Consider the following 13,959-nt stretch of genomic DNA (forward strand, 5'->3'; position numbering starts at 1 on the left):
TGCTTCGGCTGTCACCCTTCTTTTATTACTCCAGCATACTTTTTGATACACCACCAAGGATTTATATCATGGCAGATTTACTTAGCATCTCAGAGCCTAACGCCAGTAGCCTTACTGACCCATTTAATAATAAAAACAGTTTTAACAATAATGTTAATAATGACTTTTTGGCCAGCCTAGCGACAGATGCCACAAAAGCGAACCCGCAAACCAATAGTAAACACAACCGCGAAGAAATCGCCCAGCTTTTTGACTTGCCCTTGATGGACTTGTTACTACAAGCACAGACTATTCACCGAGAGAATTTCACCGCCAATGAAGTACAAATTAGCACCTTACTATCCATCAAGACGGGCAACTGCCCAGAAGATTGTGGTTACTGCTCACAATCTGGTCATCACCGTGACACCACCAAATTACAAGCAGAAAAACGCATCGAAGTTGACAAGGTAATCGCTGCTGCTAAACGTGCCAAAGCCACTGGCTCATCACGCTTCTGTATGGGTGCAGCGTGGAAACACCCAAGCGCTAAAGACATGCCTTACGTGGTTGAACTGGTCAAAGAAGTCAAAGCATTAGGGCTTGAGACCTGTATGACCCTCGGTATGCTCGATACTAATCAGGCAACACAATTGGCGGATGCAGGTCTTGATTACTATAATCATAACCTTGATACTTCACGACGTTATTATGAGCAAGTGGTCAGTACGCGCAGCTATGATGAACGTTTAGGTACCATAGAAAATGTACGCAACTCAGGTATCAATGTTTGTAGCGGTAATATCGTCGGTATGGGCGAAAGCCGTGATGACCGTATCGACTGGGTGCTTGAGCTGCTGAAGATGCCCAAAGCACCAGAGTCTATTCCAGTCAATTTATTGGTACCGATTCAAGGCACGCCAATCGGCGACAAGGTATTAGCAGAAGGTCAGTTACCAGTCCTTGAATGGATTCGTACCATTGCGGTGACACGCATTTGCTGTCCAAGCAGCTATGTGCGCCTATCTGCTGGACGTGAAAGCTTATCTGATTCTGAGCAAGCATTGGCGTTTATGGCGGGTGCTAACTCGTTTTTCTATGGTGACAAACTACTAACGACCGGTAATGCTAGCCAATCAGGCGATGACAGATTGATGCGAGAGCTTGGCTTAACCAAACAGTTTGCTGCTCCCAGAGCGCCTAAGCAAGTGCCTGTGATAGACGCGATGAGTGGTCATCAATCACAAGTCATTTCGGCTGATTTGGGCGGAGTAGTTTTGGCTTAACGCTACCATTATTGGATAATCTGCGCTAAGCTTGCGAGCATTATTGAGCGTATAGTTGATTCAGTTGAAAAAGGCCCTAGACAACCGAGTGCAGAGGTATAAGCAATACTTCAAGCGAGGGTAATGCTGCGGTAACTTTTTTGTAAAGGATTGACTATCATCTACTAAGACGTAAGAGAGAGGATGATGGCAGATTATTTCAATTGGATTAAAGCGGCGCATATTATCTCCATGGTCTGCTGGTTTGCAGCGATATTTTATTTACCACGCTTGTTTGTCTATCATGCAATGAGTGACGATAGCATCAGTCACGAGCGCTTCTCTATTATGGAACGCAAGCTCTATCGCGGTATCATGACACCATCGATGATAGCGACATGGGTATTTGGCTTATGGATGTTGGGACTGGGCTGGGATGTCTATAAAACCCAAGGCTGGTTGCACCTCAAGCTATTATTAGTGGTACTGCTCTCAGGCTATCATGGTGCTTGCGGCTTTTATCGTAAAAAACTGATGGACAATCCGCATTATAAATCGCACAAATTTTGGCGCTGGTTTAATGAAGTACCCGTTTTTGCACTAATATTTATTGTCATTTTAGTAGTAGTTAAACCTTTTTAATAGTGATGTAAATAAAGTTGTTTATAAAAAAAGCGTCCGTAACTCAAAGTCACGGACGCTTTTTTATCTGAATAAATTAACTATATTAGGGCGTGTCCTCATTCTGAAAATGGTGATAAAAATGAGATAAATTGCAGTCAAACAAGGAAAATAGCACAGATAATATCAAGATATTAGCCAGCTATTTGACGCAGTTTGGCAAGATTTAGCCATTTTTAGCCCATTTAGTTGATTTCGTTCAGATTGAGGACATGCCCTAAACGTTTGGACGCATGATTTGGTAAACATTACTCAAATCATAAACACGGTAGCGTGCAGGCTCACGACGGTTTTCACCCGCATAGCTGAGCATCAGGGCTTGCTTAGCGCGCTCGTCAACCCAGCCTACGAACAGCCCACTATGCTCGACCCTATTGTAACCATGATTGATATAATAGAGCCAATCACCAACTTCAATCTCGCCACTACTGGCATAAGGGCCTTGGCCATAAGTGCCCTTGTGTATAGTATCGCGAGTCACCCCTGCACGTTTAAATACCGCATTGAGATAATCCCAGCAACCCCCTTGGATGATTGTACGTTCGTTCAGCGCCATCTTGCGTGCGGTGCTGATTACCTCATGTGCCGCCCGACTACTCTGCGATTCAGCCGCGCTTAATAGCGGCAAATACTCGCTATCGACATTGTCATAATTGCCAGATAAGAATGGTGGTAACACCGCAGGAGCCTGACGCTGTACCTTAGGATAACGATAATTGGTATTGGAATAACTCGAATGGACACTTGGTTGCACATTATTCGCATTTGAGCGATAGCTACCAGAGTTACCGGCACGTTGAATGGTAGAGCGTGTGCTAATTTTGGCAGAAGGTACAGTAGAGTTCGAAGGCGTATAACGGGCACTATTATCAGATTGGGCAGATTTTTGGGCAATCAATGCGCTCATACTATCGGCATGAACCTGACTTATCATACCAAAAGCAACCAACAATACACTGCACGGCGCTGTAACCGACAATATGGGCAAACGCGACATGACTAACTCCTTGTCAATAAAGTATAAATGACAACATAAAAAACAATGATTAGACTTTCCAATATTACTTATAAACTATTTGGGCACGCATCTGCAAGCATTATTCACCTTAAAAAGGCGATAAACGGTATAAAAGTATAGATTAATGGTTAGGTAAGAGATGCGGTTTAGAAGAAATACAGAGAAGCGCACGCTAAATAAGAATGTATCGAACAACGTATCGATTTTATTTAGAACTGCCTATGGGTAATCGGCTAAGAAGTGGGTGGATCCTCGCTCATCTTGATATTGACATGGCGTTTGGTCAAGGTTTGACCTTGCAGGATAGCTTTGGCAGCAGTTGTCTCTTGGATGCTCTCAAAGCCGCTAATATGATATTTGTTTATACCCTTACTATCAGCAATCTGTAATTGTTCGCCGATTAGATTGACCTTGTCCCCTTCAGCCAACTGGATATGCTCGCGCTTACCTTGATTATCATGCACCAGCTCGCCAGCACGCAGCCACAATATGCCATTACTAATCATACCGCTCATGGCTTTTTTACGTTGTTGGCGTTGCCGATTAAAAATAAAACTGCCAATAATAAGCAACGCTAATGCGCCAATAGCCAAACGCTCAGACAACAGGCTCATTGCCATGGCCACCGCGACTGCCCCTACTAATAATGCAGACCCAAACCAAAACATGCCATTATCAGCAGTTTGTGGCTGACCTTGTAAGGTGATTTTAGCGCCATCATCGGTCAGCTTAAGCATGCATCATTACCTGTTGCGGAGTATCTGTAAAATATAACGAGAAAATCAAAAAACGCGGTGGCTTGTTCAGCACAAAACTGAACCAGTAGGCTAGTAATTTACTAGGCCAATAGGTTAGCTTACCAGCCTAAAGCGGTTTGTTGCATTTTAATCAATTCAGCAATGCCTTTTTCGGCAAGAATAAGCATATCATCGGCTTGTGCACGGGTAAATGGCTTCTCTTCTGCCGTACCTTGCAGCTCAATGAACTCACCTTTTTGGGTCATGACTACGTTTAGATCGGTATCACAGCTGGCATCTTCTTCGTAGTTCAAATCCAAATAAGCTTCGCCATCTTTCATACCGACAGAAACTGCCGCGACCAAACCAATCAGCGGATCTGCTTTTAGTTTTTTGGTTTTTTGAATGCTTTCTAACGCATCGATAAGCGCAATCGCGGCGCCAGTCACACTCGCGGTACGAGTACCACCATCGGCTTGCAACACATCACAATCAAGATAAATGGTATTTTCACCGAGTTTATTCAGATCAATCATGGCACGTAAGCTACGACCGATTAAACGCTGAATTTCTTGGGTGCGACCTGATTGTTTACCACGTGCCGCTTCACGCTGGTTACGGGTATTGGTCGCGCGTGGTAGCATGCCATATTCAGCGGTAATCCAGCCTTTACCTTTGCCTTTGAGCCAACGCGGGACGCCAGACTCAACACTCGCCGTACACAGTACTTTGGTATCGCCAAAGCTGACCAATACCGACCCTTCGGCATGCTTAGTATAATGGCGCTCAAAGCTGATTGAGCGAAGTTGGTCAAGCTCACGATTGTCAATACGCATAAAAATCCCTAGTACAAATATAGTGTTTTAAATATCCTAACGTGACAACGGTGCAATAGCAAGATTCGCTCAAGCTATTGCGCCGCTGCTTGGTTAAGGTTTAGCAGCAAGAATTATTCTAACCCTTCCATCTTACGCAATTCTTTACGTAGGATTTTACCCACGTTTGATTTTGGTAATTCATCAACGAATTGGATATGGCGTGGACGCTTATAACCAGTCAACTGTTTTTTGCCAAAATCAAGCAGCTCTTGCTCAGTAACTTCACCCTTTTTGACCACAAACAGCTTTGGCTCTTCGCCGCGCTGGTCATGCGGAATACCAATGGCACCGCACTCTACCACCGCTGGATGCTCACTCATGGCTTCTTCGATTTCATTGGGATAGACGTTAAAACCAGAGACCAAAATCATGTCTTTTTTGCGATCAACAATTTTGATAAAACCCTTTTCGTCCATGATACCGATGTCACCAGTTTTCAAAAATCCACTAGCCGTAAAGGTTTCAGCCGTTTCATCTGGACGGTTTTGATAGCCAATCATCACTTGTGGACCTTTGACACAGATTTCACCGCGATCGCCAAGTGTCACTTCATTTTCATTATCATCGATCAATATTACATCGGTGCTAGAAGCAGGAATACCAATCTTTCCAGTAAACTCAGCGATAGTCATTGGGTTAAAGGCAACCACAGGTGAGGTTTCAGACAAACCATAACCTTCAACGATAGGCAGACCAGTAATTTTATGCCATTCTTTTGCCACACTTGGTAAGACGGACATACCGCCGCCGATAGCAGCTTTTAGATTAGAGAAATCTAACTCTGCAAAGCTGTCTTTGTGTACCAAGCCATTAAACAAAGTATTTACTGCAGGGATAAAGGCTGGTTTATATTTAGCCATCTCTTTAATCAAACCATCAAGGTCACGCGGGTTGGGGATAAGCAGACCTGCATACCCTTGGTACATACCATACATACCGCAAACCATAAATGAGAACACATGATATAAAGGTAGTGCTGTTAAGATCACATCATCGGCGTCAGCATCATCATCAAAGGCGCTGTTCATCAACGCACTAATCTGTAGCATGTTGGCGACTAGATTACCATGTGACAGCATCGCACCTTTGGCAACACCTGTCGTACCACCAGTATATTGCAACAACGCCACATCGCTTAAATTCAAATCAGGGCGTTTATATTTGCTAGCTGATACCGCACTTAGCGCCTGTTTAAAGCTCACGCTGTTTGGCAGGCTATAGGCAGGAATCATTTTTTTGACATGACGCGCCACAAGGTTAACCACGGTCCCTTTGATCGTCCCTAACATATCACCCAGCTTACATACGACGACGTGCTTCACTTGACCTTTGTCGCTGGCTTCCTGATAGGTTTTAGCGAAGTTCTCTACGATAAATAAGGCTTTGGTGCCACTGTCACGTAGCTGATGCGATAGTTCGCGACTGGTATATAAAGGGTTGACGTTGACCAATACCATGCCAGCGCGGATGATACCCAACGCCACCACTGGATATTGCAAAATATTGGGCATCATCACCCCAACTTTATCGCCTTTGACCAACCCTAAGGACTGTAAATAGCTGGCAATCTGACGACTGTATAAGTCTAATTGCTTAAAGCTAATCGAGGCACCCATACAGATATAGGCAGGTTTTTGGCCATAACGGCTAAAATTACGCTCGAACACATCAAGTAAAGAAGTATTATCATCCGGCATATCAATCGTCGCGTCGATACCGTAGCGCTCATAAGCATTTAACCACGGACTGTCACTCGCTATCGTCGGCATGGTAGGAAATGCTTGGGTTTCAGCCATCGGTTGAGCACTCTTGGCATCATTATGGTCTGTGGTTTCTTTATTAGTACTGTCCGTCATAATCTTCCCTAAATATTACTGTTAAAATATTGCTAGTAAAACACGCCCTAATCAAAAACTTGTGAATAATAAGCCTGTTAGCTAATAAATTTAGAGGTTTTGTTATTCACAAATTTTTTACATCGAAAGCCATACCTTTTATGCAAAACTCTATTGACCACGATAAAAGTAATTAAAGCAGCCAATGGATAATCTCAGCTAAAAAACGAGTCTTGCAATTGTATTAGCACGATAGTTTTTTGCAATTTCTCGGCCAAAAAACATACATTCCTATCGTTGAATATAAAAATATATCGGCACGAACTATAGCAGTTTTGCTGGTACTTCTCTATAAATAGTACGAAATGATAATCGAAAAACAAAAAAAATGATAAGGCCGTTTGCATAGACCTTATCATTTTTCACTACCATTTGGCGTAATGAGCACCTCGAATATCGAGATACTTGCATCGATATTCAGTACTTATAAACCTCTATAAAAAGTACGAGAAACTTGATATTGGACTGTCTAACCGTGATTCTTTTCTTCAAGCACACGTAAATCTTTGTGCAAAATCTTCCCGACGTTGGATTTTGGTAGCTCATCGATGAATTCGACATAACGAGGACGCTTGTAACCGGTTAGATTTTCTTTGCCATAAGCAAGTACTTCTTCTTCGGTTAAGCTATCATCACTACGCACGATATAAATCTTTGGTACTTCGCCGCTCTTGTCATCTTTGATACCAATGACCCCGCATTCCAAAATCTTTGGATGACCTGACATCACATCTTCCACTTCGTTTGGATACACATTGAAGCCTGAAACCAAAATCATATTCTTTTTGCGATCAACGATTTTGAAGTAACCCTCTTCGTCCATCACGCCGATATCACCAGTACGGAAATAGCCGTCCGAGGTCATGACTTCAGCCGTGGCATCTTCGCGTTTCCAGTAGCCCTTCATTACTTGTGGACCACGAACACAAATCTCACCGCGCTCACCCAATGCAACTTCGTTGCCTTCTTCATCCAAGATAGCCATATCAGTCGCTGGCATTGGTAGGCCAATATTGCCTGAGAACTCGCCCGTACCCTGTGGGTTTGCTGATGCCACAGGAGAGGTCTCTGACAGACCGTAACCTTGTACGATGACGTTGCCTGTGATTTTTTGCCATTTGTCAGCGGTATCTTTTAAAACCGCCATTCCGCCGCCCATAGACATCTCAAGCTTGCTATGATCTAAGGCTTTAAATTCATCACTATTAGCTAGGGCGTTAAACAGTGTATTGACCGCTGGGAAAAATGCGGGTGGGTAATCCTTATAGGCTTTAATTAAGCTGGCGCCATCACGTGGGTTTGGCACCAGTAGTCCGATACAGCCACGATATAAGCCGAACATGCCGCAAACCGTAAATGAGAAGATATGGTATAGCGGCAAGGCAGTCATAATCACTGGCTGCTCGTTCATACTCTCAAATTTATCAAAAGCATCGCCAAGATAGGTATCACACTGAATCAGGTTGGCGACTAAGTTGCCATGTGTGAGCATCGCGCCTTTCGCGACACCCGTGGTACCACCGGTATACTGTAGGACAGCCACATCATCAAGCCCGATGTTAGTAGGGCGCTTATAGTTTTTAGCAGAAAAACGATTAAGCGCTTTTTTAAACTTCACGCTGTCCTTAATATGATAATCAGGTACCATTTTTTTGACATGGCGGACGACAGCATTAACGATAAAGCCTTTCAATGGGCTCATTAAATCACCCATCGAGGTCACCACGACATGTTCGACCAAATCTTTGCCAATGTCTTCATAAGTTTTGGCAAAGTTTTCAAGCAAAATAAGTACTTTGGCATCAGAGTCTGTGAGCTGATGCTCAAGCTCTTTTGAGGTATAAAGTGGGTTGACATTGACCAGTGTCATGCCTGCACGTAACACACCCAATACAGCAACAGGCAGCTGCAAAATATTCGGCATCATAACTGCCACTTTGTCGCCTTTGACCAGTCCAAGCGACTGTAGGTAGGCAGCGACTTGTTTACTATAACGGTCTAGTTCTTCATAAGAGAGTTTGACATCCATGCACACAAAAGCCGTTTTGCCCGCATGTTTGATAAAATTTTGCTCAAGTATATCGATCAAAGAAGTATTGGCAGCTGGCATATCAATATCGTACTGAATACCAAGCTTCTCGTACGTATCAACCCATACTTTGTCGTTACGACGAATGAGGTTATCTTGATTTTCCATAATCTTTTCTCTCCTAGTAATGGTGCGCTAGCGTCACCCATACGAATCACAGAGTGATAAACATACGAATACTCAAAAGTTAGGCTTATCATGATAATGACAAGCGAGGCTGCGAGGTAGTCATATGGTGATGAGTCAACGAGATAGCGGTAAATAGCCCTTTGTTCATTAACATACACACTTTATACAGACTACTCAATATAAAAGATTGCTACTTGAGTTCGTAAACTGGCTTGACGGTCGATATTATCATTATTATCAGTTATTTAACTGCTATTATAGACCAAATGACTGGTGATTTATTACTGAACAATTGACTATTTTTCAGTATTTTTTTAATTTTATAAGCACCTATCGCTTTTATAGTTACAGGCTAAAGTTACAGGCCAAAAATACGGTGCATAGCATTCTTATTATTTTGTTATAAGTGTCAAAAACTTGTCTTTTAATACCCTAAAGTATAAGAGAAATAATAAAAACTATTTCGCTTAACGATACTCAACTTAATCTGTAAAAGCTAACCATTAAAACACCATAAATGCGTCATGCCTAGACGTCACGCATTGTCGTCTATTCTGACTTATACCTTTTTAATTTTGCTAATATCCTTTACGATAGCACTATCTTATTTCCACCCTATTTAACTATATTAGTTCATCAGAACAAGTGCAGTAAAAAAACCTCTATTAAGAATCAAAAGCGAAACCTACTCTATGTCCGATGTTATTGATCATACAACTGCCACCATCATTCCTAACGAACCGATGGATACTCGCTCAGTAGCGGAATTCACTGAGCAAGCCTATCTTAACTATGCGATGTACGTCATCATGGATCGGGCGCTGCCAAATATCGCTGATGGTCTCAAGCCCGTCCAGCGCCGTATTGTCTATGCCATGAGTGAGCTGGGATTAAAGTCGACTGCCAAAGCCAAAAAATCGGCACGTACCGTCGGTGATGTCTTGGGTAAATACCATCCGCATGGCGATAGCGCCTGTTATGAAGCGATGGTATTAATGGCGCAACCATTTAGTTATCGCTATCCGCTGATTACCGGACAAGGTAACTGGGGCAGCCCAGATGATCCCAAATCATTTGCGGCGATGCGTTATACCGAAGCCAAAATGTCTGCTTATGCCAATACTTTGCTCGCAGAACTCGGACAAGGCACCGTTGATTGGCAAGATAACTTCGATGGCACCATGCAAGAGCCAACTACTCTACCCGCACGCCTGCCCAATATATTATTAAATGGCACGACGGGTATCGCCGTCGGTATGGCAACCGATATTCCGCCGCATAACCTCAATGAAGTGGTACGCGCGGCCATTCGCTTGCTAAAAAATCCTGAGCTATCGGTGAAGCAATTAACCCAATCGATACCAGCACCTGATTTGCCGACGCCTGCTGAGATCATTACCAGTAAAAAAGACTTACAAGCGATGTATGAAAGCGGCCGCGGCAGTTATAAAATGCGCGCAACGTTTCATATTGACCCTAAAGAGAAAAATCTCGTCATCATCGACGCGCTCCCTTATCAAGTCTCGGGTAATAAAATCCAAGAGCAAATCGCCAAGCTAATGACCGATAAAAAACTGCCTTGGATTACCGATATTCATGACGAATCAGACCACGAAAATGCTTGCCGTATCGTGCTTGAATTGCGTTCAACGCGGGTCGATGTCGATCGCGTCATGAGCCATCTGTTTGCCAGTACTGACTTAGAAAGCAATTACCGCGTCAATATGAATATGATTGGCTTAAACGGTAAACCGCAGGTCAAAAATCTAAAAGAGATATTAGAAGAGTGGCTCGTTTGCCGTCGCTCGGTGGTCACCCGCCGTTTGCAGTACCGCCTCGATAAAATCGATAAGCGTTTGCATATCCTTGCCGGCTTACTGATTGCCTATCTCAATATTGATGAAGTCATTCGCATTATTCGTGAAGAAGACGATCCAAAATTATCGTTAATGCAAGACTATGACTTAACGGATATTCAAGCCAATGCCATCTTGGATATTCGTCTGCGTCAGCTGGCAAAATTAGAGGAGATTGAGCTGCGCCGCGAGCAAGACGAGCTGGCAGCAGAGCGCGCCATCATCCAAGAATACTTGGATAATCCAGACAGTCTGACTAATCTAATGATTGATGAGCTCACCGCCGATATGAAAGAACACGGCAACGAGCGTGTAGCACAATTGGCAGAACGCGCCGAAGCGCAAGCGCTTAAAGAATCTGACCTCGTACCAAGCGAGCCGATTACTGCCGTATTATCAAAAGCGGGCTGGATTCGCGCCGCAAAAGGTCACGATGTCGATGCCGCTGGTATGAGCTATCGCTCGGGTGATAGTTATCAAGCACACGTCCGCGGTAAATCCAACGAGAGAATCTACGTCCTCGATAGCACAGGGCGCAGTTATAGTATCGATGCGCATAACCTCGCCTCAGCACGTGGACAAGGCGATCCGCTCACCAGCGTACTCAAACCGCCAGCAGGTGCCAGCTTTGAGCAGCTATTAACCGGTGCTGATAATCAGCGCATCATTCTCGCCAGCTCGCAAGGTTATGGCTTTATCAATACCATTGGTAATCTAGATAGCAATCAAAAAGCGGGTAAAAAAATTATTAACCTAGCTGCTGATAGTCGCTTGCTTCCTGTTGCTCGTATTGACGCGCCAGCAAATATGACTGGTAGCACTAATAATGATAATGCCGAAAGTGAAAGGAGCAATACATCTTCAATACCTAACCATATCGCAGTCGTGACCAATGCTGGATATTTATTGATATTTGCGCTTGATGACTTACCTGAACAGGCTCGCGGTAAAGGTAATAAAATGATTAACCTAAAAGGTGATGAAGAAGTGCTCACTATCACACCACTTAGCAAACAAGACAGCTTAATAATTACCGCTGGTAAACGTCATGTGACCTTAAAGCCGATGGATTTAGCTAACTATACTGCTAAGCGCGGTAGCCGTGGCAGTCAGTTGCCAAGGGGCTTTCAGAATGTTACTGGGGTTGAGGTTGGGTGAGTAGTATTTTTTATTACTTCAAAAGCTAGGCTAAAAGCCTAGCTTTTTGATACATCTCATCTTTAATTAAGAGCTTAAACTTATAATGTTATACACCAATGTATTCGAAAAGAGGTATCCAGTTTTGACAGCCAAGGTTATAGTGTCTGCAGGTATCAGGAATCTTCAGCCTGCTATACCCTTTATCAGTAATATTTAGCGAGCTGCTTTGCTCTGCTGTGATAATGGTAGCTAACTCTTTTTTGGCAACACAAATATTTGATAAGTCATCAGTATTTTTGGATATACTTGATTTAAGTGGTGTTATATTTAAAAGCTCAGCTTGTAATTGAGCAAGCTCTACTTCATATTCTTTTTTATTAATAATATCAACTTGAAATTTTCTTAGAAAGTTATCAAGTATGGTTTTATCGTAACTCATAAGGGATGCGCGGTCATATACCTCTTCATGAATATGCTGAGATATTATAATTTTAATCTGCCTAGACAATACACAGCCCTCTAGCATATCCCAAATATTACTAAAAATAGAGGAAGGATAGTAACGATAGCATAAATCCAAAATAGCATTAGTATCAATACAATACTTAATCATCCAAACACCTTCTGCTCAAGATATGATAACTGTTCAACACTATTAAGATTCAACATTTTCATTGCTGTATTCACAGGTAAGCTACTATCCCATACTGCAGAGATAACTTGTTGCAAATAAACCTTACCAAACTTATTAACAGCAGTATACTGTCTACCACTTTTACCAAATCCACCACTGTTTCTATCAGATAACTCATCTAAATAAATATTTAAATCTTTCTGAGTAATTCTACCAGTCAACTTGAGTTGTATTGCTATGGACTGTTTGCTCACCTTCAAGGCTGTTCTAATGGAAACAATATTATCTTCTAATGAAGCTCCGCTATCGTAATACTTTACTATTTCAGTTTCTGGAACTAATACGTAACCTGCAACACGATTACAGTATTGTTCAATTATTTGCTTACTTTTTAGTAGCTCACCATCTAATGAACTCTCACGTAATCCTAAATGAACTAGCTCATGAAGCATTGTGAAAAGTTTCCTTGAATTACTTTGACCTGACGAAAGAATAGCAATTATAGGTAGCAGTGGGTAAAATAATGCCATACCTTCCGAGCCAATTTTTTGACGTGAAATCTCGAGTACAAGAATGTCTTTTCTTTCTATGAGAGTTCGCCATGACTTATAATAATCATCATTACCATCAATTTTAAATTTAGATGTGGAAACCTCTAAGAAGTCCCTGATAGCTGAAGCATCATATTGTTCGTTATCACCTTTAAGCTTTAGCTTGAAAGGAGTAGGTTCAATGTTCATACTCTCATAAGTGTATGCCAAATCCTCACGAATTTTGGTAACCTCTCTAACAACTTTATTAAGCTGATACTTGCTTTCTTCATCATTGATATCACTTTGATTACGATGATCAATTAACTCAGGTATATCAGCTGTTTGTAAGTTATCAGATAACAAGAAGAATTCAGGCACTAAAAGAACATCTGCAATTTTTTTAAGCTGATTAAATGTGAATACAGTATCAGTTCCTAGATTTTGAGCTTTTTCTATCTTTTCTAATGGAATCTTAGTTTTTTTGGCAAGCAGCTCTCCTGAGAGTGACAATTGCCCTCTATAATGACTATAAGCCTTAGGTGAGTGAGTGATTAATTTGATCGCCATATTCCTCATGTCGTATTGAACCCATGCTAGAGTATCTTAACATACGTTATTACCTTTATATATTTAGTCTATAAAAACAGTATTGTATATTTAATTGACGATATAAGTTATTTTCTTTCATGTGACACTTTGCTTTGCCGTTACACAATCTTCGCTTACAAGTTATTAAGAAAGCTCTTATCTTCAAAGAACTGATCACTATTAAATGCGTTGCCTTAATAACTGACCAAATAATAAAAAAGGATATCCATGCCAACCCCGACCCAAAAAACCCTAATATCCACCCCAAAAATCATTTTTTTTGATATCGACGACACCTTAAGCCGTAACGGTGAAATTGCACCACAAAATAAAGCAACGCTTGAAGCACTGGCGAAGACGGATATTAAACTGGTGATTTCGACCGGACGCTCAAAGCCAATATTACCGCCAGATATTACCGCACTTTTAGAGACGGACGTTTTGGATGCCATCATTTGTATGAACGGCCAATATAGCTTTGATATAGTCAATCCCACCTAAAAGTGTTATAAACTAATTATCAAACCCAATTGCTAC

General features: G+C 42.1%; 10 protein-coding genes and 1 pseudogene. 4 read left to right on the forward strand and 7 right to left on the reverse strand.

What is annotated here, in order from left to right; translation table 11 throughout:
- The first annotated feature begins 68 nt into the window (after nucleotides 1–68).
- Together bioB and hemJ are read left to right on the forward strand one after the other, a co-directional pair.
- Nucleotides 69–1,265, forward strand: a complete 1,197-nt coding sequence (gene bioB, locus EI162_RS10950; RefSeq protein ID WP_192524389.1) for a biotin synthase BioB — start codon at nucleotides 69–71, stop codon at nucleotides 1,263–1,265.
- Nucleotides 1,266–1,451: 186 nt separating this feature from the next.
- The gene (gene hemJ / locus EI162_RS10955) at nucleotides 1,452–1,886 is read left to right on the forward strand and encodes a protoporphyrinogen oxidase HemJ (protein ID WP_192524398.1); all 435 of its coding nucleotides are present in this window, start codon (nucleotides 1,452–1,454) and stop codon (nucleotides 1,884–1,886) included.
- 256 nt (nucleotides 1,887–2,142) lie between these two features.
- Here the strand turns inward: hemJ and EI162_RS10960 are convergent, their stop codons facing one another.
- The 5 genes from EI162_RS10960 to EI162_RS10980 form a co-directional block, all read right to left on the reverse strand.
- The gene (locus EI162_RS10960; protein WP_192524390.1) at nucleotides 2,143–2,922 is read right to left on the reverse strand and encodes a hypothetical protein; all 780 of its coding nucleotides are present in this window, start codon (nucleotides 2,920–2,922) and stop codon (nucleotides 2,143–2,145) included.
- A gap of 254 nt (nucleotides 2,923–3,176) precedes the next feature.
- A complete protein-coding gene (locus EI162_RS10965; protein ID WP_192524391.1) occupies nucleotides 3,177–3,680 on the reverse strand; it encodes a hypothetical protein in 504 nt (167 codons plus the stop codon).
- 119 nt (nucleotides 3,681–3,799) lie between these two features.
- Entirely contained in the window at nucleotides 3,800–4,516 is a 717-nt protein-coding gene (rph, locus tag EI162_RS10970) for a ribonuclease PH (protein ID WP_192524392.1), read from the reverse strand.
- Nucleotides 4,517–4,629: 113 nt separating this feature from the next.
- Complete coding sequence (locus tag EI162_RS10975) at nucleotides 4,630–6,414, reverse strand: AMP-binding protein (protein WP_192524393.1); 1,785 nt, start codon at nucleotides 6,412–6,414, stop codon at nucleotides 4,630–4,632.
- Between the two features lie 508 nt (nucleotides 6,415–6,922).
- Nucleotides 6,923–8,650 carry an AMP-binding protein gene (locus EI162_RS10980; protein ID WP_192524394.1) on the reverse strand — a complete coding sequence of 576 codons (1,728 nt, stop codon included), beginning with the start codon at nucleotides 8,648–8,650 and terminating at the stop codon, nucleotides 6,923–6,925.
- Nucleotides 8,651–9,363: 713 nt separating this feature from the next.
- Here EI162_RS10980 and parC point away from each other — a divergent pair.
- Nucleotides 9,364–11,685, forward strand: coding sequence for a DNA topoisomerase IV subunit A (gene parC / locus EI162_RS10985; RefSeq protein ID WP_192524395.1), 2,322 nt, complete (start codon nucleotides 9,364–9,366; stop codon nucleotides 11,683–11,685).
- Nucleotides 11,686–11,773: 88 nt separating this feature from the next.
- Here parC and EI162_RS10990 read toward each other — a convergent pair whose 3' ends face one another.
- A complete protein-coding gene (locus EI162_RS10990) occupies nucleotides 11,774–12,280 on the reverse strand; it encodes a DUF4411 family protein (protein ID WP_192524396.1) in 507 nt (168 codons plus the stop codon).
- Nucleotides 12,277–13,401 carry an ImmA/IrrE family metallo-endopeptidase gene (locus EI162_RS10995; protein WP_192524397.1) on the reverse strand — a complete coding sequence of 375 codons (1,125 nt, stop codon included), beginning with the start codon at nucleotides 13,399–13,401 and terminating at the stop codon, nucleotides 12,277–12,279. Before EI162_RS10995 ends, EI162_RS10990 begins: the two co-directional genes overlap by 4 nt.
- Before the next feature lie 249 nt (nucleotides 13,402–13,650).
- Here EI162_RS10995 and EI162_RS11000 point away from each other — a divergent pair.
- Nucleotides 13,651–13,905 (forward strand): annotated as a pseudogene (locus tag EI162_RS11000) (HAD hydrolase family protein); the annotation flags it as partial.
- Nucleotides 13,906–13,959 lie beyond the last annotated feature (54 nt).

It is taken from the genome of Psychrobacter sp. FME6, assembly GCF_014861365.1.
GTDB lineage: Bacteria > Pseudomonadota > Gammaproteobacteria > Pseudomonadales > Moraxellaceae > Psychrobacter.